A 20,037-nucleotide genomic window follows, 5' to 3' on the forward strand; every position below is an offset into this window, starting at 1 on the left:
GTACACACCCGCATCTCGGGGGTGGCGGATCATCTGGCGGAAAACGACACTCACGCGCTGGCCATCGCCCGCCGCATCGTCGCCAATCTCAACCGCAAGAAAGCCCTACCGTTCGAACCGGCGGAACCCGAAGAGCCCCTCTATCCCCCGGAGGAGCTCTACGGCATCGTACCGACCGATCTGCGCAAGAGCTACGACGTGCGCGAGGTGATCGCGCGCCTCGTCGACGGCAGCCGCTTCGATGAATTCAAGAGCCGCTACGGCACCACCCTGGTGACGGGCTTCGCCCGCCTTTACGGCTACCCAGTGGCGATCCTCGCCAACAACGGCATCCTGTTCTCGGAATCCGCCCTGAAGGGCGCCCATTTCATCCAGCTCGCCTGCCAGCGGGGCGTGCCGCTGCTTTTCCTGCAGAACATCACCGGCTTCATGGTGGGCAAGAAATACGAGACGGGGGGCATTGCCAAGGATGGGGCTAAGCTGGTCACCGCGGTGGCCTGCGCCCGGGTGCCCAAGCTCACGGTGATCATCGGCGGCAGCTTCGGCGCTGGCAACTACGGGATGTGCGGCCGAGCCTACAGCCCTCGCTTCCTGTGGATGTGGCCCAATGCCCGCATCTCGGTGATGGGCGGAGAGCAGGCGGCCTCGGTGCTCGCCCAGATCAAGCGCGACGGCCTGGAAAAGGAGGGCAAGGGCTGGCGCGCCGAAGAGGAGGAGGCGTTCAAGGCCTCGATCCGCAGCCAGTACGAGACCCAGGGCCATCCCTACTACGCCACTGCTCGCCTGTGGGACGACGGGGTCATCGATCCGGCCCAAACCCGCCGGGTGCTGGGGCTCGCCCTGTCGGTCACTTTCAACGCCCCCATTGAAAGTACCTCCTTTGGGGTATTCCGGATGTGACCCACGATCCTGTGGCTATGACTTCGACCCTGCGACGCCCATGACCTTTCCATCGCTCCTGCTCAGTACCGACGCCCGCGGTGTTGCCACGCTGCGGCTCAACCGTCCCGACGTGCACAACGCCTTCGATGAAGCCTTGATTGGCCAGTTGGGCGAGGCCTTGCATCGCCTGGAGCAAGACCCAGCGGTGCGGGTGGTGGTCCTGGCCGCCGAGGGCCCGACCTTTTGCGCCGGGGCAGATCTCCAATGGATGCGGCGGATGGCCGGCTACGGGGAGGCCCAGAACCTGGAGGATGCCCTGACGCTCGCTCGCGTGCTCAGGCAGCTCGACGCCCTGCCCCGCCCCACCGTGGCTCGGGTCCAGGGCTCGGCCTTCGGCGGCGGGGTAGGCCTCATCGCCTGCTGTGACGTGGCGGTCGCGGCACGCAGCGCCCGATTCGCCCTGCCCGAGGTGCGGCTGGGCCTGATTCCCGCCACGGTCGCACCCTACGTGGTCGCCGCCCTGGGCCCGCGCCAAGCGCGCCGCTATTTCATCACCGGGGAGCGCTTCGACGCCGAGACCGCCCGACGCCTGGGGCTGGTGCACGAGGTGGCCGACACATCCGACCTGGATCAAGTGGTGGAACAGTGGGTGGCGCAGCTGCTCAAGGGTGCGCCCGGTGCCCAGGGGGCGGCCAAACGCCTGGTGGCCGAAGTGGCCGGACGGCAAATGGACGAAGCGCTCATGGGGGAGACGGCCCGCCGCCTTGCCGCTGCCCGGGTGAGCCCCGAAGGGCGAGAAGGCATGGCCGCTTTCTTCGAGAAGCGCCCTCCCCATTGGGCCACGGCAACATGAGCGATCCAACCCCCGATCTCCTGCCAGCGGACCGCCGGCTGCGGCGGCGCCTTGCTTTCGGCCTTCTCGCCTTGGTGGTGCTGGCGGTCCTGGTGCTGGAGCTGGGCGCGCCCTGGCTGGTCGCGAAGTTCCAGCAGGATCCGCGCGAAGCAGTGCGCGCCTTGAAGCTATTGATGCTCGCCGCCTTCGCTCCCCTCATCCCGGTCGGCGTCCATGTCTTTTCCTTCGGCCGACGTGCCGTGCAGGCGGGTCGCTTTCCCCCACCCGGCGCCCGGGTGATCGTGGATACCCGGATCGCGCAAGGTCCTGCCGCCCGGCGGCGCGGCGGCCTGCTGATGCTCATCGGCCTCGCCCTCACCGGCATCGCCCTCTTCGCTGCCCTGGTGATGCCGGCCTTGGTGGAGCGCTCGCTCTTCGCTGCGGGCTGAGCCGGACCGACGGAAACCGACGGCGGCCATGTTCAACAAGCTCCTCATCGCCAACCGGGGCGAAATCGCCTGCCGCATCCTGCGTACCGCCCGTCGCCTGGGGCTACACACCGTGGCCGTCTACTCAGAGGCGGACGCCCGGGCGCGCCATGTGGCGCTGGCGGACGAGGCCCATTTGATCGGCCCGGCGCCGGCGCGGGAGAGCTACCTGCGCATCGACCGCATCCTGGAAGTGGCGCAGCGCTGCGGCGCGGAGGCGATCCATCCGGGCTACGGGTTCCTTTCGGAGAACGCCGACTTCGCCGAAGCCTGCGCTGCCGCCGGCATCGTATTCGTGGGGCCGCCCGCCGCGGCGATCCGGGCCATGGGCTCCAAGAGTACCGCTCGGGAGCTCATGGAGGCCGCGGTGGTCCCCGTCTTGCCCGGCTACCACGGCCATGACCAGCGGCTGGAGACTTTTCAGGCCGAGGCCGAGCGCCTGGGCTATCCGATTCTGATCAAAGCCGCTTTCGGCGGAGGCGGCAAGGGGATGCGGGTCGTGACCTGCCCGGAGGCGCTTGCCGAAGCCCTCGCCGCCGCCCGCAGGGAAGCGGCCAGCGCCTTCGGCAATGAACAACTGCTCTTGGAGAAGTATCTTCACCACCCTCGCCATGTGGAGATACAGATCTTCGCCGACCTGCATGGCGCCGCCGTACACCTCTACGAGCGGGACTGCTCGCTGCAGCGCCGGCATCAGAAGGTGATGGAGGAGGCGCCGGCGCCGGCGCTCGCGCCGGAGCGCCGCGCCCAGATGGCCCGGGCCGCCCTGGCCGCTGCCCGGGCGGTGGGCTATGTGGGCGCCGGTACCGTGGAGTTTCTCCTGGCCGAGGACGGGGAGTTCTACTTCATCGAGATGAACACCCGGCTCCAGGTGGAGCACCCGGTGACCGAAATGGTGACCGGGCTGGATCTGGTGGAGTGGCAGCTGCGGGTGGCGGCGGGGGAGCCCCTGCCCCTCACCCAGGAGCAGATCGCCTGCAATGGCCACGCGGTGCAAGCGCGCATCTACGCCGAAGATCCCGCCCGGGACTTCCAACCGTCCGCCGGGCGTATCCTGCACTTGCGCCTGCCCGAGGAGAGTCCCCACGTGCGCGTGGACAGCGGGGTGGCTGAAGGCGACGAGATCGGCGTGCACTACGATCCCCTGATCGCCAAGGTGATCGCCTGGGACCGGGACCGGGCCGGCGCCCTGCGGCGGCTACGCCATGCCCTCGCCCAGGTGCGCATCGCCGGTGTGGCCACCAACGTGGCTTTCCTGAACGCCCTGGCAGCCCATCCCGCCTACCTGAAGCCGGAGCTCAGCACCGGCTTCATCGAGCAGCACCGGGACGACCTGATTCCGGGCGATCGCCCAACGCCGGAGTGGATCGTGGCTGCGGCGGCACTGGCGGAGCTGCTACGCACCGACCGGGAAGCGGAGGCGGCAGCGGCACGCTCCCCCGATCCCCATTCTCCCTGGCACTGGCGCGACGGCTGGCGACTCAACCAGGACAGCTGCCAGATCTTGCGCTTTCGCGACGCGCAGGCGAGGATCCAGGTGGCAGTCCGCCGCCGGCACGGTGACTATCAGCTGGAGCTGCCCTCGCGCACTTTCTGCGCCCGGGGGGCCCTGGAGGGAGAGGAACTGCTGGCAGACCTGGACGGGGTACGAGCCCGGCTCGCGGTGGTGCGCTCGGGCAGCGAGCTCACCCTGATCGCCAAGGGCCGCTGCTATCGGCTGAGTCCCGACGATCCGGTGGCCGTAGCTCCAGCCGAAGAGCCCTTGGTGGGGCGTCTCACAGCCGCCATGCCCGGAATCGTCACCGGCGTTCTGGTGAATCCCGGGGACCGGGTGGTGAAAGGTCAACCCCTTGCCACGCTGGAGGCCATGAAGATGGAGCACACCCTGGTTGCTCCGACCGATGGCGTCGTGCAAGCGGTGCGGTGCACCCCGGGAGAGCAAGTCAAGGAAGGAACGGAGCTGATCGTGGTGCAAGGGGAGACACAGCCATGAGCCTGCCGGCCCGGGTGAAAGTGGTGGAAGTGGGCCCGCGCGACGGCCTGCAAAACGAGCCCCAGCCGGTGCCGGTCTCGGTCAAGATCGAGCTGATCGAGCGCCTCGCCGACGCGGGGCTCACGGTGATCGAAGCGGGTAGCTTTGTCTCGCCCAAGTGGGTACCCCAGATGGCGGACACAGCCCAGGTGCTGGCCGGCATCCGCCGCCGGCCCGGGGTCTCTTACCCGGTACTGGTGCCCAACCTGAAGGGGCTGGAGGCGGCCCTCACCGCGGGGGCGCAGGAGGTCGCCGTATTCGCCGCCGCCACCGAATCCTTCTCCCGCAAGAACACCAACTGCACCATCGAGGAGGGGCTCGCCCGCTTTCGGGAAGTGACCGCCGCAGCGCGCGCCTCGGGCCTGCGGGTGAGGGGCTATGTGTCCTGCGTGCTGGGCTGCCCCTATGAGGGGGAAGTGGCCCCCTCGGCCGCAGCCCGGGTGGCGGCAGCCCTGTACCGCATGGGCTGCTATGAGGTGTCTCTGGGGGACACCATCGGCGTGGGAACGCCCGGCAAGATGAAGGCCCTGATCGAAACCGTTGCCCGGGAAATCCCGGTGGAGCACCTGGCGGTGCACTGTCACGACACCTACGGCCAGGCCCTGGCCAACTGCTATGCAGCGCTGGAGCTGGGAGTGGCGGCCATTGACGCCGCCGTGGCTGGCCTGGGAGGGTGCCCCTACGCCAAGGGCGCCACCGGTAACGTGGCCACCGAGGACGTGGTGTACCTGTTGAAGGGGCTCGGTATCGAGACCGGCGTCGACCTGGACCGGCTCATCGATGCGGGCGAGTTCATCTGCCGCTTCCTCGGCCGACCGAGCAATTCCAAGGCAGCGCGAGCCCTCCTCGCCAAGCGTACCCCATGAGCGGCGTGCCTTCCCCTTGCGTCCAGGTATGCACCCTGGACCCGGCAACCGAAGTGTGCCGCGGCTGTTTCCGTACCCTGGAGGAGATCGCCAACTGGCCTTCCTATACCGAGGCCCAGAAAGCCGAAGTCTGGCGCCGCATCGCCGAGCGCCGGGGGGCTGCCCCGGGGAGCCCGGCGCAAGCGGGTCGCCGCCCTTGAAGCCAACCACGGCATCTCCCGGAGCGTCCTGCGGGCTCGGGCGGCCTGCCGGGACGGCGCCATCCCCGAGCGCCTTTTTCGAATCATGCGGTCGGGATCCACTGGGGCACTCTAGCGCGGGGCCCTATGGGGGAGACGCGCCTCGCCAGCGCGCAACGCACCCTACGGGGCGCCGGCGCCCACGGGGCACTCCACGCCGGTGCCGCCCAGGCCGCAATAGCCGCGGGGATTCTTCGCCAGATACTGCTGGTGGTAGTCCTCGGCGTAATAGAACGGCGGCGCGTCCCGGATTTCGGTGGTGATCTTGGGGTAGCCGGCCGTCTTGAGCGCCGCTTGATAGCGGTCGCGGGAGGCCTCTGCCGCCCGATGCTGGTCAGCCGTGAAGGTGTAGATGACCGATCGATACTGGGTGCCCACGTCGTTGCCCTGGCGCATTCCCTGCGTGGGATCGTGGGATTCCCAGAACACTCGAAGCAGTTCCTCAAAGGCAATCACCCGGGGATCATAGACGACCCGCACCACTTCGGCGTGGCCGGTGAGGCCGGTGCACACTTCCTCATAGGTGGGATGGGGGGTGTAGCCTCCGGCATAACCCACCGCCGTGGTGTAGACCCCCTCCAGGGGCCAGAACTTGCGCTCGGCGCCCCAGAAACACCCCATGCCGAAGAGGATCTGTTCCATACCCTCGGGGAAAGGGGGTTTGATCGGGCGCCCATGGACAAAATGCCGGTCGGTGACCGGCAAGGGATGCGCTCGGCCCTTCAGGGCTTCTTCCGGAGCAGGCATTACGAGTTTGGATCCAAACATCCACATCCTCTAGGTCTCCTCATCCAACGGATCCACCGAGGGGCTGCTGCGCCCCGCCGTCCGCGGACGCGCCACTCAAACCCGCCGTCAGGATGAAGCGCATGGCCTCCTCCCGCGACCACGGCACTGGCGTCACCGCCGAACCGGGTACCAGCACCGTATAGCCCCCCACCTGGTAGCTCATGGGTAGATAGACCGCCACCCACCCGTTCTCGTGCAGCTCGGCGGGCAGTCCGCTCAAGTCCTCCCGCATGAGAAACCCCACCAGGCGCAGCTCCGTGCCCGGTACTTCCACCGCCACCACCCGCCCGGCGGCGGTGCGGCTTTCGCTAGAGAACAGGCCAAAGAAATCACGCACGGCACCATAGACCGTTTTCACCAGAGGCATGCGCAGGAGCAGGCGCTCCCCCAGCTCGAACAGGCGCCGCACCGCCCAAGTCTGCATGAGCAAGCCCACGGCGAAGATCATGCCGACACCCGCCAGCATGCCCATGCCGTAAAAATACAGGTGCTCAGAAAGGACCGCCTTCAGCAATCCTCCGAGGAAGGTTTCCGCGGTGGCCGCCAGCCACACCACCAGGTAGAGGGTGGCAACCACCGGCACCACGGTCAGCACGCCGGTGAGAAACGTCCTGCCGATCGCCTTTCGCATGGAGCCCCCGCAGTGCTTTCTGGTTCCTCGCCCGCGCGTCCGCGGGACGGGGTCGCCAAGTCCGCAAGCACGATCTTGGCGGAAGCCCTCGCCCGCGCGTCCGCGGGACGGGGCCCAAACCGGCGGGTGGCAGAAAACTCTTTTGCCACCCGCCGACTCTGACAGACTGTAGCAGAAAGGCGCCGGCGCCGAACACCAAAACGGAGCCTTCCGCGCCGGCCTAGGGCCCCCTCAGGCACCCTTCGCTTGAACCCGCAAGCCCGAGCCGGCGGCCGAGCGGTTTCGATTCGCCACGGAGCGCCGGGCACGCAGCCGCTCCCAGACCTTTTCGTGGAAAAAATAGGCCACCGTGTTGAGGGCAGGCTCGAGGAGCGCAATGGCTCCGCCTACGGCCAGGCTGCCGGTGAACGCGTAGCCCACGCCGAAGGCAACGCTAAAGTGCACGAGCCCGAAAGTAAGGGTCTTGACCATGGCACGCCTCGCGTTGTGTGTCGTCATGCGGCGGTCTTATCCGCTCGAGGCCAATGATAATCATTCTCTTATTTAGAGAAAAACGAATTGTATTTGGTTCTGTGATCGATTTGATAGATCACAGACAAGAGGCTGATGCATGATCGTATTGTTCTCAACTTCAAGGGCCAAAGGCGGGGGAGATTGCGGGCGGGATTTCGCCTCAATCTTCTCACAGGCCGACTGATCGGGGTTTCGGGCGCCGGCGCCCCGGCCCGCACCCCTGCGCCTGTCCTGAGCCCCTTCCCTCCGGCGGTCTGCGGCGCGGAAAGGCTCCCGGGCGTGCCAGCCGGCCGAGGAGGGGCGATCGCGGGGCAGCCCCGACCGGTCAGAAAGGAGCCCTCGTCGACAGGGACCCCCTGCTGCATTGCAACTCCTTGTTCCTGAAGGCGTGTGGCGGAACGCGGTGTTTTCGGAAGCGGTCTAAGGAAGCGAAAGACGCAAACAAAACCCGGCAAGCAAGGGAAAGGAGGTGACTGAATGGGCACCACCAAGCGTTGGCAAGATTGGGTCACCCTGGCGCTAGGGGTGTGGCTGTTCATCTCCCCTTGGGTATTGGGGTTTGAGGACAAGATGAGTGCCGTCGCGTGGAACTGCTATCTCCTCGGCGCGGCGGTGGCGATCTTCTCCGCTGTCTGCCTCTATACACCCAAGGTGTGGGAGGAGTGGCTCAACATCGCCTTTGGCGCATGGCTGATCATCTCGCCGTGGGTGGTGGGCTTTAGCACCCTCGCGGCGGCGACCTACAACGCCGTCGCGGTAGGCATTCTGGTGATCGGCTTTACGCTCTGGGCGATGGCGCACGCTGGCCACCTGGCCTGGCGCAAGGGTCACCAGGCCTGAGACGGCGTCCGTTCCCCGAGCAACGAGACCTTCGCAGGTCTCGAGAGCAGACGAAAGTGTGCTGCTCCGGTGTTTCCAAGGGCCGTCGCCACGACGGCCCTTTTCCGTAGGAGAGACGAAATGGAGCGCGCCCTCAAACGTGGGCAAAACGGGGTTTCCCTCGGGCTCGGCGCGTGGCTCTTCATTTCCCCATGGGTCTTAGGCTACGTCGAGTCCCACGGGGGGGCCGCCTGGAACGCCTACCTACTGGGCGCCGCCACCGTGCTCTTTTCCCTGGCGGGCCTCTATACCAGCCGGTTCCGGGAGGAACTGGCCGGCATCGCCTTCGGCGTATGGCTGATCGCTTCCCCCTGGCTCATGGGTTTCAGCGAGTCCACCACCGCGACCTACAACGCGACGCTGGTGGGCGTGGTGTTGGCGATCGTTTCGCTCCTAGACGCCGCCGAGGAATACGGCTTCATCAAGGCAGGGGGCGGGCACCATCAGACCTGACGGGACCTGCCGGATCGGCCCTCGGGCGGTGCGAGTTCGTCAGGTGCCGATGATACCGCCGTCCACGCGGCGAATGGCGATGGTGGCGGAGCGCGGACGGCCGCCCCGGTCACCTTCCGGCCAGGCGCTGATGGCCTTGGGGTTTTGCGGGTCGTTGCGCCCCGGATGCGGCAGGGGCGCTTCCCCCGGATGCTGGATGTTAACGAAGAGCGTGCGGTGGTCCGGAGTGAAGTTGATCCCGGTGATCTCACAGCCCATCGGGCCGGTCAGGAAGCGGCGCACCTCTCCGGTGCGTGGATCGGCGGCCAGCATCTGGTTGTTGCCGATGTTTGCCCAATCTTTGGTGGCCATCAACTGAGCGGAGGAGTCGGTCTGGATCCACAGCACCCCCCGCCGGTCGAGGTAGAGACCGTCGGGCTGGGCGAAGGCAACGCCCCCAGGAACGTTGCCCCGCTTCAAGGGATCCGGGTGGAGAGGGTCGCCGGCCAGCAGGAATACGTCCCAGGTAAAGCGGGTCGCCCGGGGGTCTGCATTCTGCTCCCGCCAGCGCACGATGTGACCCATGAGGTTGGGAGCGCGGGGATTGGCAGCGTCCGCCCCCACCGGGTCTTTGTGCTGCACGGGCTTGCCCTTGCCGCGGGCGGTGTTGTTGGACAGGCTCACGTAGACCTCTCGGGTGCGGGGGTGGACCGCGATCCATTCGGGCCGGTCCATGTACGTGGCCCCCACCACGTCCGCGGCAGTGCGGGCGTTGATCACCACTTCCGCCTGGGAGGCGAAGCCCCGTTCCGGAGTGAGCCCGTTCCTGCCCTGGGTGAGCTCCAGCCATTCGCCGCTGCCATCGGCGTGGAAGCGGGCAGCGTAGAGGGTTCCCTCCTCCAGGATGGCCTGGTTTTCCGCGTAGCCACCCCCTTTCGCCCAGGGCCGCTTGCTCACGAACTTGTAGAGGTGTTCGAACTTGGAGCGGTAGTCGTCGTCCCCCATGTAGTAGACCACTCGCCCGTCCGGGGCGAGGGACAGCATCGCCCCCTCGTGGGCCATGCGGCCCAGGGCGGTGTGCTTCACGGGGACGCTCTTCGGGTCGTACGGGTCGAACTCCACGATCCAGCCGAAACGGTTGGGCTCGTTCGGATGCTTGCCGGCATCGAACCGCTCGTCGAACTCGTGCCAGCGAAAACCCCAGCTCTCTTTCGATGGCCCGATGCCGTAGCGGTCCTCCAAGGGGCTGATCTTATCGGTATCGTTGATGAAATAGGCGTTGACGTTTTCTTCGCAGGAGAGGTAGCTGCCCCAGGGAGTGACGCCGTTGGCGCAGTTCTGGAACGTGCCGAGGACCGTGCGCCCCGCCGGATCTGCGGCCGTGCGCATCCAGGGGTGGCCAGCCGCGGGACCCTTGATGAGGAAAGGCGTATCGGCGGTGATGCGGCGTCCATAGAGTGAATCTCGCACAGTGCGCCAGCGCTCCCCGTCGAAGCGCACTTCGTACACCCCCATGCCATGGGCGTTCTTGGACTTCTGCACCTTCTCTGCGGTCCAGGGGTTCATGCCCTCGGGCGTGAGCAGGTTGTCGTCGGTATACTCGTAGTTGATGGCGATCAGTCCATGGGTGGAGGAGTCGGAACCCTTGGGCAGGGGGAAGTAGTGCATGCCGTCGTGAAACATGCCCGACTGCATGGCCTGCTCGGCGGCGGTATTGCTGGCATCGGGCTTGAAATCCGAAGCGCCGGGCATGATGGGATCGCCCCAGGCGTTCACCACGTGCCAGGTATACCCGGGCGGCACCACCACCGTGTCCGCCCTGGACACGGGAACTGGCGTGAATCCGAGAAGTGACCCCTCTCCCCTCGCCATTTCCAAGGCACGGCAGCCGCCGAAAAACGACAGGGCGGCGAGGCTCAAGGATCCCTTGAGCAGGCTGCGTCGGGAGAGCCGCAGGGCGAGGAGCTCGTCGAAGTCGAGGCTTTCTTCCGGAAGCGGGGAATGGGACGAAGCTGCCCTGGCAGCCTCCCGGGTTCGGGCGGCCCGCCGAAGCGGGCGCGCGGGACTAATTTTGTTTTTATAGCACCGCAGTGCCCGCGGACAAGCCGCGCCGTCCGCCCCGGGGACCCTCAATCCTCGTGGGCGAAACCCCGGATGATGTAGCCCCCTGATTTTTCATCCCGCTCCAGGGTCAGCAGGCCCCGCGCCTGGGCCTCTTCGAGAAGCTGCCCGAAGGTCTTGAACCCATGGTAGCTCTCGTTGAAGCCGGGCTTGCGCCGCTTGATCGCCTGCTTGACCATCGATCCCCATACCTTCTCCTCCTCGCCCCGCTCCTCGAACAGGTCCTCCACCGTCGCCAGCACCAGATCCAGCGCTTCCTGTTTCTTCTCTTCTTCGCCCGACTCCGCCTTCTTCTCCTCAGGCCTTGCCGCCGCGGCTTTGGTCCTGCGCCGCTTGCGCTGGGAACGCTCCGCCTCCCGCACCAGATCGTCGTAGTAGATGAACTCGTCGCAATTGCTGATCAGGAGATCAGAGGAGGATTTTTTGACGCCCACGCCGATCACGATCTTGTTGTTCTCCCGCAGCTTCGATACCAGGGGCGAGAAATCCGAGTCACCGCTAATGATGACGAAGGTGTCCACGTGGGACTTGGTGTAGCACAGGTCCAAGGCGTCCACCACCATGCGGATGTCCGCCGAGTTCTTGCCCGACTGGCGCACGTGGGGGATTTCGATCAGCTCGAACGCCGCCTCATGCATAGCCGGCTTGAACGCCTTGTAGCGGTCCCAGTCGCAGTAGGCTTTTTTCACCACGATGTTACCCTTGAGCAGGAGGCGCTCGAGCACTTTCTTGATGTCGAACTTGTCGTACTTGGCGTCGCGTACTCCGAGGGCGATGTTCTCGAAGTCGCAAAAGAGCGCCATGTTCTGAGTCGTCTGCTTGGTGCTCATGAATTGCCTTCAGTCAAATCGGAGCTCGTGAAGTCTACGGCGAATCGGGATGGGAGGCCACCCAGGAAGTCGGTAGAATGGGCGGCATGCCGGCGTTGCCGGCGAGCCGCCGGACACACGCGCCTTCTTATGCGCCTTCTTACACGCCACGGAGGAATGATGGGCCACCGCCGCTCGCTCCCCCTCGTGCTCACCATCGCGCTCCTTGCCCCATGGGATGCGGCCCATCCCCAGACGCTCGGGGGCGAGGTCCGGGTCTATGAACCTGACCATCTCGTGGCGAGCCGGTATACGGTAGTGAAACGGCTGTGGGTCGAATCGCTTCCCGCCATGTTTCGTTACCCCCTGTTCAGAACCCGGGAAGCCGCAGCTGCTGCGGCGCAGGCAGCCGCTTCCGAGGCGGGCGCAGATGGGATCACCCACCTCGCCTGCACCGATCTGGCGGCCATCGGTCAGGGCGAAGGGCTGCTGTGCTATGCCCTGGCGATCCGAGTCGAGCGGTCCCGAACCCCATGAATCCCCTGCTGCGGCGCGCATTAGCCCTGCTCGTTGGCATGGGGTCCGCCGTGATGGCGCTGGCTGCGGACCCAGAACCGATCACCACACTGCAATACCGGCTCGAGTTCGCGCGCCGGGAGTTCGAGGCCGCGCGTGCCACCACGGCCCAGGCGGCCGAAGCGCTCCAAGCCGCCCGCCAGCGAGTGGCTGAGGCAGAGCGCACGCTGGAGCGTGCCCGCCGCGAGGCCCAGGAAGCCGAGCGCCGGCTCGAGCGGGCCCGGGCGGCGGAACGCCAGGCAAGCGATCGCCTGGCAGAGGCCGAGCGCCGGCTGCGCGAGGCATGGCAGGCGCAGGAAGCAACGACCATCAAGCGCTGATCCTCCGTGGCGAGTCCCCGCTACCCGATGGGAAGATAGGCATAGCCCCGGTTCTGGAGCGCGATGGCGTTGGCGAACACGTTCTGCTGTACCTCCACACCGGGCCATAGGTTGTCTTCCCCGATGCCGCAGCGCTCCATGGCGATGCGGCACACCACGATGCGCACGCCTGCCCGCAGGGCGTCGCCGATCAGGGCACGGCCTTCGGCGAGAGCGGGCTCTTCCATCGGATCGAATTTGGTGCCCACGAGCGTCCGGGCGGCGAATTTGGTGGCCGGGCCGTGCAGAAGCAGTACGAAGTCCGGCTCAATGCCCTCGTGGCGGAATTGCTTCAAGGCGTGGAGCAGCAGGGAAAGCCGATCCTGAAAGCGCCTGGGATCGCCGGTGGTGAAGTCCCACACCGCCCGTGCACGCGCGAGCCCGGTCCAATCCTCTCCCTTCACGCGCCCGCCCCTTCCATCCCGCCCGTTCCTTGGCGCGGCAGGCAACCGCTGAGCAGCGCCCGCATGCGTTCCCAGTGGCTGCCCTCCCAGAACACCCGGTGGCAGCCTTCGCAGGTGCTGAAGCGCTCGTGGACCTGGGCCACCGTGGGCGGCAGGCGCTCGAGCACCTGCTCTTTGGGGACGGGAGCGAGGAGCAAATTGCAATGCAGACAGCGAGAGAAAGGCCGTGCACTGGAGGCGAGCTGTAGCCGCTCCACCACCTCCTTGAGCTGTTCCTGGGGCTTGCGCGCGTGCACGTAACAGCCGTGGGTGATGGTACGGCATTTGAGCAGCTCCCGGTCCCGGGTGAGAATGATGCGGCCTTCCTGCTTCGCGCGCACGCAGATGTCAAAGTCATCGTAGGTATTGTCGTACAGGGTATCGAATCCCAGCATACGCAAGAGCCGGGCGAGCCCTCCCAGGTGGGCGTCAGCGATAAAGCGGGCCTCCCGCAGAGGCCGCGGCCGCACGCGCACGAGGGGTCCCACGTCCAGCGCCTCGAACTTGGGATAGACGCTCACCCGGTCGCCTTCCCGCACCCGGTAGGAGAAGTCCACCGACTCCCCGTTCACCAGGATGAGCTCCACTTCAGTATGGGGCACGCCGAGCGCCTCGATGGCGTTCTTCACCGTCGCCGCCCGGGCGCAGCGGTACGAAAATTCCGTCTTCCTGCGCTCGGGGGCGAGAAAGTCGTTCAGCTCTTCGTAGAAGCGAAACCAAGCGGTGGCCATGAGACGGGCCTCCTTACGGCCCCTATCATCCGTTTCTCCATTTTAACGCCTGGCCGGGCGGTCAAAGGGAAAGGCACAGGGGCGGCTCCTCCAGACGCGCCGCCTGCTCCCGCAGGTGCAGGAGGTGCTCCTGCCAGTAGCGGGGGGTGTTGAACCAGGGGAAAGCCGCCGGAAACGCCGGATCGTCCCAGCGCCGGGCGAGCCACCCCGCGTAGTGGATCATGCGCAAGGTTCGCAGGGGCTCGATGAGGGCGAGCTCCCGCGCCTCGAAGTCGAAGAATTCCCGGTAACCCCGCACCAAGCAGCCGAGTTGGCGGATCATGTCCTCGCGGCTGCCGTGAAGCAGCATCCACAGATCTTGCACCGCCGGTCCCATGCGTGCGTCGTCCAGATCGACGAAGTGGGGACCCTGCTCGGTCCAGAGCACGTTGCCCGCATGGCAATCCCCATGGAGCCGTAGCCGGCGCACAGGAGCGGCCTGATCGAATGTCTGCCGGATCCGGTCGAGGAGATGTTCCACGAGGCGGCGATACGTCTGCCTCAGCTCGGGAGGAACGAAACCCCTTTCCAGCAAGAACCGGGATGGCTCCTCGCCGAAACTCTCCACATCCAGCGCGGGCCGGTAGAGAAAAGGGCGCGCGGCCCCCACAGCGTGGAGGCGACCAATGAAGCGCCCCATCCAGGTCAAGGTGTCCTCGGATTCCAGTTGAGGCGCGCGGCCGCCCTGGCGCGGGTAGAGGGCGAAGAAGAAGCCCTCATGGACGTGCAGGGTCTCGCCCCGCGGGTCCGCAAGGGGCGGCACCACCGGGATATCCGCCCCGGCAAGCTCCAAGGCGAAGGCGTGTTCCTCCCGAAGCATCGCCTTGCTCCAGCGACCCGGCCGGTAGAACTTGGCCACCAGCGGTGGCCCCGCTTCGATGCCGACCTGATAGACCCGGTTCTCGTAACTGTTGAAGGCAAGCAGCCGCCCGTCGCAGCGGTAGCCAAGACGCTCCACCGCATCGAGGATGAGCTCCGGCCTCAGGCGGACATAGGGGTGGAGGGCGTCTTGCATGCCCGAGATTGTAGACCACGCCGCTTCCCGTGATGGAGGTTTGCCCCTCCGGCATAATGGGACCATGGATTCGACCCTGCTCGCCCTGCGCCGCCATCAGCGGCGCCTCGCCCAGTGCACCCGGTGCCCCAAGATGATCGGCCCGCCAGTGATGGGATACCCGGTCATCTCGCCCGTGATGCTGGTGGGCCAGGCCCCGGGGGCGAAGGAGATCGAGCGCCATCGCCCCTTTGCCTGGACCGCGGGCAAGACGCTGTTCAGCTGGTTCCGCGCCATCGGGCTTGACGAAGAAGCGTTCCGGCACCATGTCTACATGACTGCCGTGTGCCACTGCTTTCCCGGGAAAAACGCCGGCGGCGGTGACCGGGTTCCTGACCGGCAGGAAGTGGAAAACTGCACGGCCTGGCTCGCTGCGGAGTTCCAGCTCCTGCGACCCCGGCTGGTGATTCCCGCAGGCAAACTCGCCATCGGCTTGTTCCTGCCGGTGGACAAACTGGAGGTGCTCGTAGGGCGGATCCACAAGGTGCGGCTCTTTGGCTTCGAAACCGATGTGGTCCCTCTCCCCCACCCGTCGGGCGCTTCCCCCTGGCACCGCACCGAACCGGGCCGCACACTGCTCCAAAACGCCCTCGCCTGCATCGCCGCCCACCCCGCCTGGGCGGAGGTATGTACGAAAGCGGCGCTGGGTCAATAACGAACTTCGGCAAGCGGCGAGCTCCTTCGCCAGCGCAGAGAGCCAGGGATCGCTATGCTTAGCAGGACCCAGCGAGACCCGTAAAACGCTGCGCGCCGGATGCGGCGACCCTTTGCCGCTTGGCGCATTGACTCAAGCGCAGATCGTCGAGCGCGACAGAACCTGGCCGGAGCGCGGGCGTGGCGCCCCGTAGCGGCCCCTGGCGATAGCCGATAGCGGCCAAGTTCCACTTGTTGTCACTCCAAGGTGTGCATTCGGGATATCCAAGGCAATGGTGCTACCCGTTTCCAATTCGTTATGTACAAATTGACATATCGCATGTCCTTGGCTAACTTGTGGGAGGCGCCCGAGCCACGAGGGGGGTAAAACATGCTTGAGAGGGAAAGACTTGCCGCCCAGTGATCTTTCCATGATCGCGCAATGAAAGAAACGCCCGCCTTCGCTCTCGTGCGCGGCGCCAACGATGTCGCTTCGGCGGTGGGGCTCGCTCTGGCCCGCGCCGGTTTTGCCGTGCTACTCGTTGAAACGCCCGCACCGGCAATCTCCCGGCGCGGCCAGTCCTTTGCCGACGCCGCCTTCGACGGCGCGGCGACACTGGAGGGCGTTACCGTCCGGCTGATCGGCGATCCCAGCGCATGGGCGCGATGCGCAACCGCAGGCCTCATCGCCATGACTGTCCTGCCGCTCGAGGACTTCGCCGCCCGCTTCGAAGCGTCAGTCTGGGTCGATGCGCGCATGAGAAAGCGCGCCACCCCCCGAAGACCAGGGTGGGCGCGCGCCTCTGGTCATCGGCCTCGGCCCCAACTTTATCGCCGGGGGCAATGTCGATCTGGCAATCGAAACCGCGTGGGGCGACGCGCTGGGCAAGGTGATCGAAGCGGGCCCGGCGAGTGCCTTCGCCGGAGAACCGAAGCCGATCGGGGGGTATGGCCGGGAGCGCTATGTCTACGCGCCAACGGCGGGCGTGTTTCGCACCGGGCACCGCATCGGACAGGCCGTAGCCGAGGGGGAAATGGTCGCGCAGATAGACGGGCTGCCGATTGCAGCACCCAAGTCCGGCATCCTGCGCGGTCTGATCCATGACGGAGTGCCTCTCGAGTGCGGGACAAAGTGCGTGGAAGTGGTGCCCGAAGGTACGAACGTTTTCGGCGTCGGCGAACGACCGGCCGCTATCGCCTCCGGCGTGCTCGCGGCGCTGCGCCTGCGGGGCGGTGCACCAACCGCATGATCCGTCCCAGCTCCGCCTTTGCCGAAGCGTTGAGCTTCGCCTCCAGGGCGCCATAGGCGGCCACGAGCGCCTCGCCGAGGGCCGTCAGGCGGGCGCCACCGCCCGCCTGACCGCCGATCGCCGTATCCAGCACCGGAGAAGGCAGGCCGCGATTCAGGCTGTCGATCAACAGCCAGGCGCGCTTGTAGGGCATACCGAGGGCGCGCGCCGCCGCGCTGATCGAGCCACATTCGCCGATCTTGCGTAAAAGATCGATCTTGCCGGGGCCGAGGGACAGCTCGTCGCCCAGATAAAGCCGCGGGCGTATGAGCGGTCGATGGGCTGGATCGCAAGGTTTGTTCACTCGCCGCACTTGCGCAAAACGGTTATGACGACGGGCCCTCCGCCAGCGCAGGGTAGATCGGGCCCACGGCCGAGCGCTCTACCCGATCGAAGGAGGCTACCGAGAGGGCATCATGCAGCATGTTCGGCCAGACACTCAAGCGGATCGCGCCCACCCGAGTTGAGCACCCGGTCAAGGAATCGAGCCCCGGTTAGGCCGCGAGGAACCCCGCTGGGCGGGAGCCGGCCCGTGCCCATGATTCTCCAGCCGCAGCGCGCTTGCGGGAGACGAAGGGGGGACGAGAGCGTTGCGCGGGTCGGCTCGCCGATCTCGGTATGGGCATGACGAACTGCCGAGCGCCTGTTCATCAAGGCGCTTGAGGCGAACCGGCGGATCGAAACCTTTCCCGGCCCTTCGGCTCGCGCGGTAAAGAATGGGGCTTGCACGGGGCCGATCGCCATACCGCTCCGGGGCTACCTATAGCCCATCTCCCCCTTCGGCGGGGGCGTAGCCCGGCCCATGGCCCGGCCGCGGCGAGGTCTCGTCCCAAGGGGATACTGGCGCCCCGCCTGATCCCGCACGGCACGGCGCAGCCTGGAAATCCTGCTCAGCCCCGTCCGACACCCACGCTTCCTCCAGGGGTCGATGACCCGCGTTCGGCGCTTTCCAAATCGCGGGGTCTCGTTTATTTCTTCACACCGTACTTGGCCCGGTAGTGCTGGGACAGCACCTTGCGGGTCTGGGCATAGAGCCGGGGATTGGCAGGAGGCGGCCGCCGCCCCCTGGGAACGTCCGCGGGGAGGCGTCTTGCGGCAGGAGAGGTCTTCATGGCCTTCGAGGTGGGCTCCGGCACCAGCCATTCGACCTCCCAGCCACCCGCGCCGTTCATCGAAAGCCGCTCCCACAGCCACGCCAGCACGGCCGAGGCCGGGACCTCGAAGTTCCAAGGGGGATTGACGATCAGCATTCCACACCCCCGCAGGCTCGCGCTCCAGCCCGCGGGGTGCACCGCCAGGGTAAGTTTTAGGATCTTGGTGACGCCGCCCTCCACCACGCTGCGCTCGAAGGCCCGCACCTCCCCCGGCGCCATGAGGGGATACCAGAAGGCGAGGAGTCCGGTCTGCCAGCGTCGGTGGGCGAAGCGCAGGGCCTCGGCGATGCGCTCGTACTCTCCGGCCCGGTCGAAGGAGGAGTCCATCAGCACAAGCCCCCGACGCTCCTTGGGCGGCAAAAACGCCCGCAGAGCCTGGTAGCCGTCCATGCACGCCACCGTGGTATTGCCCGCCGTCTCGAACAAAGCCTGGAGCGCAGCGCAATCGGCCTTGTTGAGCTCAGTGGCCACCAACCGGTCCTGGGCCCGCATGAGGCGGCGCGCGATGGCGGGCGAGCCCGGGTAAAAGCGCAGCGTCCCATCGGGGTTTTCGGCCCGCACGCACGCTAAGTACGGGGCGAGGGCTTCGGGCACGGGACGCACGTCCCACAGCCGGCCAATCCCTTCCTTCCACTCGGTGAGCTTGCAGGCCCACTCGTGTTGCAGGTCGTAGCGTCCGGCGCCGGCGTGGGTGTCGAGATAGAAGAAAGGGGGCTCTTTGCGCGCCAGCGCCCGGATCAACTGGGCGAGCAGGGCGTGCTTGAAGCAGTCGGCGAAGTTGCCGGCGTGGAAAAGGTGACGGTAAGCAAGCATCTTCCGCTGCCAAGTCCTTCAGAGTCGGGTGTACTTGGTGGCCTTGCCCCGGGCCTTGTCCACCGGATACTTCTCGGCGTTCAAGGCGAGTTTCTTTTCCGCCGCTTGCAGCAGATCGATGCCCAGCTTGTCGGCGAGCCGCGTGAGGAACAGCAGCACGTCGGCCATCTCCAGCTCCACCTCGGCCCGCACCTCGGGAGGCAGGTGGGCGCTTTGCTCGAAAGTGAGCCACTGGAAGTGCTCCAGCAGCTCGCCCGCCTCCCCCGCCAGGGCCATGGCCAGGTTCTTGGGGTTGTGGAACTGATCCCAATCCCGCTCGGTGGCGAACTCGGCCAGCGCTTGGCGCAGGGCTTCCAGGCTGTCGATGGGCTTCATCCGCGACTCCTCTACATTGAGACCGGCAGTATAAGACCTCCGAATCCGGTCCACGTGGCTGCGTTTAAAATTGAAAGCCGCCGACGGGCCATTCCCCGGGTCTTCCATGCCCGCCAACCTCACCCCCGAGTACCGGGCCGCCGAAGCCGCCTTCCGCAAGGCGCGGGACCCGCGCGAGCGGCTGGAATGGCTGCGGGAGATGCTCCGGGTCATCCCCAAGCACAAGGGCACGGACCACCTGCAAGCGGACATCAAGCGCCGCATCAAGGAGCTTTCCGAAGAGCTGGAAGGGCCCCGCAAAGGCGGCGCCCGCACCGGTCCAGCCCTGGTGGTGCGCCCGGAAGGCGCCGCCCAGATCGCCCTACTCGGCCCCCCGAACAGCGGCAAGTCGTCCCTGCACGCCCGCCTGACCGGGTCGGAAGCGGAGGTGGGCCCCTACCCGTTCACCACCCAATATCCCCAGCCGGGCATGCTGCCCTACGAGGACGTTTACTTCCAGCTCGTGGATCTGCCGGCAGTGTCCCCCGAACATCCGGTTCCCTGGCTCGCCGCCGCCCTCCAGACGGCAGATGCCTGCTTGCTGGTGGTGGACCTCAGTGACCCCGCCTGCGTGGAACAGGTGGAAGCGCTCCACGCCTGGCTGCGGGACAAGCGGGTAACCCTGACCGAGCAGTGGAGCGCGGATGGGCCCCCGGCCGCGGAGGAGGATCCCTTCGCCCTGCGGCTTCCGGCGTTGCTCCTCGCCAACCAAGCAGATCGGCTGGCCGATCCGGAGGAGGAACTGCGGGCTTTCCTGGAGCTCACCGGGCTTCGCTACCCTAGTCTGATCGTTTCGGCCCAGAGCGGCCGGGGCCTGGGTAATATTGGCCCCTGGCTGTTCGAGCACCTGGGCATCGTGCGCGTCTACACCAAGGCGCCCGGCAAGCCGGCGGAGCGCAGCCACCCCTTCACCCTGCGCCGGGGCCAGACGGTGGAGGACGTGGCGCGGCGGGTGCACAAGGACTTGGCGCGCGCCCTACGCTACGCCCGGGTATGGGGAAAGGGGGGCATCCAAGGGC

23 protein-coding genes are annotated in these 20,037 nt (G+C 66.6%); 12 read left to right on the forward strand and 11 right to left on the reverse strand.

Translation table 11 applies throughout. The features are described from left to right. From V7Q81_RS07455 to V7Q81_RS07480, 6 genes are all read left to right on the forward strand, one after another. The coding region (locus V7Q81_RS07455) for a carboxyl transferase domain-containing protein (protein ID WP_333841545.1) at nucleotides 1–900 on the forward strand (900 nt) is incomplete at its 5' end. Between the two features lie 40 nt (nucleotides 901–940). Beyond that, nucleotides 941–1,735, forward strand: a complete 795-nt coding sequence (locus tag V7Q81_RS07460) for an enoyl-CoA hydratase/isomerase family protein (RefSeq protein ID WP_333841547.1) — start codon at nucleotides 941–943, stop codon at nucleotides 1,733–1,735. Beyond that, nucleotides 1,732–2,163 (forward strand): hypothetical protein, encoded by a 432-nt coding sequence (locus V7Q81_RS07465; RefSeq protein WP_333841550.1) that lies wholly within the window; start codon nucleotides 1,732–1,734, stop codon nucleotides 2,161–2,163. Before V7Q81_RS07460 ends, V7Q81_RS07465 begins: the two co-directional genes overlap by 4 nt. 28 nt (nucleotides 2,164–2,191) lie before the next feature. After that, nucleotides 2,192–4,195, forward strand: coding sequence for an acetyl/propionyl/methylcrotonyl-CoA carboxylase subunit alpha (locus tag V7Q81_RS07470; protein WP_333841552.1), 2,004 nt, complete (start codon nucleotides 2,192–2,194; stop codon nucleotides 4,193–4,195). Next, on the forward strand, nucleotides 4,192–5,100 hold the full coding sequence (locus V7Q81_RS07475) for a hydroxymethylglutaryl-CoA lyase (RefSeq protein WP_333841554.1): 909 nt from the start codon (nucleotides 4,192–4,194) through the stop codon (nucleotides 5,098–5,100). The genes V7Q81_RS07470 and V7Q81_RS07475 overlap by 4 nt, the downstream gene beginning before the upstream one ends. After that, nucleotides 5,097–5,300: a DUF1289 domain-containing protein gene (locus tag V7Q81_RS07480; RefSeq protein WP_333841556.1), complete on the forward strand. Its 204-nt coding sequence runs from the start codon at nucleotides 5,097–5,099 to the stop codon at nucleotides 5,298–5,300. The genes V7Q81_RS07475 and V7Q81_RS07480 overlap by 4 nt, the downstream gene beginning before the upstream one ends. A gap of 162 nt (nucleotides 5,301–5,462) precedes the next feature. On the opposite strand, the gene msrA is transcribed toward V7Q81_RS07480, so the two are convergent. The 3 genes from msrA to V7Q81_RS07495 all read right to left on the reverse strand — a co-directional run bounded on the left by msrA (nucleotide 5,463) and on the right by V7Q81_RS07495 (nucleotide 7,230). Further along, nucleotides 5,463–6,107 carry a peptide-methionine (S)-S-oxide reductase MsrA gene (gene msrA, locus V7Q81_RS07485; RefSeq protein ID WP_442954789.1) on the reverse strand — a complete coding sequence of 215 codons (645 nt, stop codon included), beginning with the start codon at nucleotides 6,105–6,107 and terminating at the stop codon, nucleotides 5,463–5,465. Between the two features lie 19 nt (nucleotides 6,108–6,126). Further along, nucleotides 6,127–6,759, reverse strand: a complete 633-nt coding sequence (locus V7Q81_RS07490) for a DUF502 domain-containing protein (RefSeq protein ID WP_333841561.1) — start codon at nucleotides 6,757–6,759, stop codon at nucleotides 6,127–6,129. Nucleotides 6,760–6,990: 231 nt separating this feature from the next. Continuing rightward, nucleotides 6,991–7,230 carry a DUF2061 domain-containing protein gene (locus V7Q81_RS07495; RefSeq protein WP_333841599.1) on the reverse strand — a complete coding sequence of 80 codons (240 nt, stop codon included), beginning with the start codon at nucleotides 7,228–7,230 and terminating at the stop codon, nucleotides 6,991–6,993. Between the two features lie 519 nt (nucleotides 7,231–7,749). Here V7Q81_RS07495 and V7Q81_RS07500 point away from each other — a divergent pair. After that, the gene (locus V7Q81_RS07500; protein ID WP_333841566.1) at nucleotides 7,750–8,112 is read left to right on the forward strand and encodes an SPW repeat protein; all 363 of its coding nucleotides are present in this window, start codon (nucleotides 7,750–7,752) and stop codon (nucleotides 8,110–8,112) included. Nucleotides 8,113–8,232: 120 nt separating this feature from the next. After that, nucleotides 8,233–8,604 (forward strand): SPW repeat protein, encoded by a 372-nt coding sequence (locus V7Q81_RS07505; RefSeq protein WP_333841568.1) that lies wholly within the window; start codon nucleotides 8,233–8,235, stop codon nucleotides 8,602–8,604. A gap of 39 nt (nucleotides 8,605–8,643) precedes the next feature. Here V7Q81_RS07505 and V7Q81_RS07510 read toward each other — a convergent pair whose 3' ends face one another. Continuing rightward, nucleotides 8,644–10,455 (reverse strand): PhoX family protein, encoded by a 1,812-nt coding sequence (locus tag V7Q81_RS07510; protein WP_442954790.1) that lies wholly within the window; start codon nucleotides 10,453–10,455, stop codon nucleotides 8,644–8,646. A gap of 257 nt (nucleotides 10,456–10,712) precedes the next feature. Further along, entirely contained in the window at nucleotides 10,713–11,534 is an 822-nt protein-coding gene (locus tag V7Q81_RS07515) for an NYN domain-containing protein (RefSeq protein WP_333841573.1), read from the reverse strand. Between the two features lie 156 nt (nucleotides 11,535–11,690). Between V7Q81_RS07515 and V7Q81_RS07520 the strand changes: the two genes are divergently transcribed. Both V7Q81_RS07520 and V7Q81_RS07525 read left to right on the forward strand, forming a co-directional pair. Further along, a complete protein-coding gene (locus tag V7Q81_RS07520) occupies nucleotides 11,691–12,050 on the forward strand; it encodes a hypothetical protein (protein ID WP_333841576.1) in 360 nt (119 codons plus the stop codon). Next, nucleotides 12,047–12,409, forward strand: a complete 363-nt coding sequence (locus V7Q81_RS07525) for a hypothetical protein (protein ID WP_333841579.1) — start codon at nucleotides 12,047–12,049, stop codon at nucleotides 12,407–12,409. The genes V7Q81_RS07520 and V7Q81_RS07525 overlap by 4 nt, the downstream gene beginning before the upstream one ends. 20 nt (nucleotides 12,410–12,429) lie before the next feature. Here the strand turns inward: V7Q81_RS07525 and V7Q81_RS07530 are convergent, their stop codons facing one another. The 3 genes from V7Q81_RS07530 to V7Q81_RS07540 form a co-directional block, all read right to left on the reverse strand. Next, nucleotides 12,430–12,852, reverse strand: coding sequence for a DsrE family protein (locus V7Q81_RS07530; RefSeq protein ID WP_333841582.1), 423 nt, complete (start codon nucleotides 12,850–12,852; stop codon nucleotides 12,430–12,432). Then, complete coding sequence (locus tag V7Q81_RS07535) at nucleotides 12,849–13,622, reverse strand: Mut7-C RNAse domain-containing protein (protein WP_333841585.1); 774 nt, start codon at nucleotides 13,620–13,622, stop codon at nucleotides 12,849–12,851. The genes V7Q81_RS07530 and V7Q81_RS07535 overlap by 4 nt, the downstream gene beginning before the upstream one ends. Before the next feature lie 61 nt (nucleotides 13,623–13,683). After that, nucleotides 13,684–14,676 (reverse strand): serine/threonine protein kinase, encoded by a 993-nt coding sequence (locus tag V7Q81_RS07540; RefSeq protein ID WP_333841587.1) that lies wholly within the window; start codon nucleotides 14,674–14,676, stop codon nucleotides 13,684–13,686. A gap of 64 nt (nucleotides 14,677–14,740) precedes the next feature. Here V7Q81_RS07540 and V7Q81_RS07545 point away from each other — a divergent pair, with 64 nt between their 5' ends. Beyond that, entirely contained in the window at nucleotides 14,741–15,370 is a 630-nt protein-coding gene (locus tag V7Q81_RS07545) for a uracil-DNA glycosylase family protein (protein WP_333841589.1), read from the forward strand. Between the two features lie 1,169 nt (nucleotides 15,371–16,539). Here V7Q81_RS07545 and V7Q81_RS07550 read toward each other — a convergent pair. From V7Q81_RS07550 to V7Q81_RS07560, 3 genes are all read right to left on the reverse strand, one after another. Beyond that, nucleotides 16,540–16,941 carry a winged helix-turn-helix domain-containing protein gene (locus tag V7Q81_RS07550; RefSeq protein WP_333841592.1) on the reverse strand — a complete coding sequence of 134 codons (402 nt, stop codon included), beginning with the start codon at nucleotides 16,939–16,941 and terminating at the stop codon, nucleotides 16,540–16,542. A gap of 664 nt (nucleotides 16,942–17,605) precedes the next feature. Continuing rightward, nucleotides 17,606–18,604 carry a 23S rRNA (adenine(2030)-N(6))-methyltransferase RlmJ gene (locus V7Q81_RS07555; RefSeq protein ID WP_333841594.1) on the reverse strand — a complete coding sequence of 333 codons (999 nt, stop codon included), beginning with the start codon at nucleotides 18,602–18,604 and terminating at the stop codon, nucleotides 17,606–17,608. Nucleotides 18,605–18,622: 18 nt separating this feature from the next. After that, a complete protein-coding gene (locus V7Q81_RS07560; protein WP_333841595.1) occupies nucleotides 18,623–18,979 on the reverse strand; it encodes a nucleotide pyrophosphohydrolase in 357 nt (118 codons plus the stop codon). 106 nt (nucleotides 18,980–19,085) lie between these two features. Here V7Q81_RS07560 and V7Q81_RS07565 point away from each other — a divergent pair. After that, nucleotides 19,086–20,037 (forward strand): GTPase (locus tag V7Q81_RS07565; protein ID WP_333841597.1); only part of this gene is annotated, 952 nt, incomplete at its 3' end.

Origin of the sequence: Pelomicrobium sp. (assembly GCF_036803785.1) — a bacterium.
Taxonomy (GTDB): Bacteria; Pseudomonadota; Gammaproteobacteria; order Burkholderiales; family UBA6910; genus Pelomicrobium.

Coding starts and splice junctions, on each gene's coding strand:
- V7Q81_RS07460 (WP_333841547.1), top strand. CDS start 941: ATGACCTTTCCATCGCTCCTGCTCAGTACCGACGCCCGCGGTGTTGCC.
- V7Q81_RS07465 (WP_333841550.1), top strand. CDS start 1,732: ATGAGCGATCCAACCCCCGATCTCCTGCCAGCGGACCGCCGGCTGCGG.
- V7Q81_RS07470 (WP_333841552.1), top strand. CDS start 2,192: ATGTTCAACAAGCTCCTCATCGCCAACCGGGGCGAAATCGCCTGCCGC.
- V7Q81_RS07475 (WP_333841554.1), top strand. CDS start 4,192: ATGAGCCTGCCGGCCCGGGTGAAAGTGGTGGAAGTGGGCCCGCGCGAC.
- V7Q81_RS07480 (WP_333841556.1), top strand. CDS start 5,097: ATGAGCGGCGTGCCTTCCCCTTGCGTCCAGGTATGCACCCTGGACCCG.
- msrA (WP_442954789.1), bottom strand. CDS start 6,107: ATGTTTGGATCCAAACTCGTAATGCCTGCTCCGGAAGAAGCCCTGAAG.
- V7Q81_RS07490 (WP_333841561.1), bottom strand. CDS start 6,759: ATGCGAAAGGCGATCGGCAGGACGTTTCTCACCGGCGTGCTGACCGTG.
- V7Q81_RS07495 (WP_333841599.1), bottom strand. CDS start 7,230: ATGGTCAAGACCCTTACTTTCGGGCTCGTGCACTTTAGCGTTGCCTTC.
- V7Q81_RS07500 (WP_333841566.1), top strand. CDS start 7,750: ATGGGCACCACCAAGCGTTGGCAAGATTGGGTCACCCTGGCGCTAGGG.
- V7Q81_RS07505 (WP_333841568.1), top strand. CDS start 8,233: ATGGAGCGCGCCCTCAAACGTGGGCAAAACGGGGTTTCCCTCGGGCTC.
- V7Q81_RS07510 (WP_442954790.1), bottom strand. CDS start 10,455: ATGGCGAGGGGAGAGGGGTCACTTCTCGGATTCACGCCAGTTCCCGTG.
- V7Q81_RS07515 (WP_333841573.1), bottom strand. CDS start 11,534: ATGAGCACCAAGCAGACGACTCAGAACATGGCGCTCTTTTGCGACTTC.
- V7Q81_RS07520 (WP_333841576.1), top strand. CDS start 11,691: ATGATGGGCCACCGCCGCTCGCTCCCCCTCGTGCTCACCATCGCGCTC.
- V7Q81_RS07525 (WP_333841579.1), top strand. CDS start 12,047: ATGAATCCCCTGCTGCGGCGCGCATTAGCCCTGCTCGTTGGCATGGGG.
- V7Q81_RS07535 (WP_333841585.1), bottom strand. CDS start 13,622: ATGGCCACCGCTTGGTTTCGCTTCTACGAAGAGCTGAACGACTTTCTC.
- V7Q81_RS07540 (WP_333841587.1), bottom strand. CDS start 14,676: ATGCAAGACGCCCTCCACCCCTATGTCCGCCTGAGGCCGGAGCTCATC.
- V7Q81_RS07545 (WP_333841589.1), top strand. CDS start 14,741: ATGGATTCGACCCTGCTCGCCCTGCGCCGCCATCAGCGGCGCCTCGCC.
- V7Q81_RS07555 (WP_333841594.1), bottom strand. CDS start 18,604: ATGCTTGCTTACCGTCACCTTTTCCACGCCGGCAACTTCGCCGACTGC.
- V7Q81_RS07560 (WP_333841595.1), bottom strand. CDS start 18,979: ATGAAGCCCATCGACAGCCTGGAAGCCCTGCGCCAAGCGCTGGCCGAG.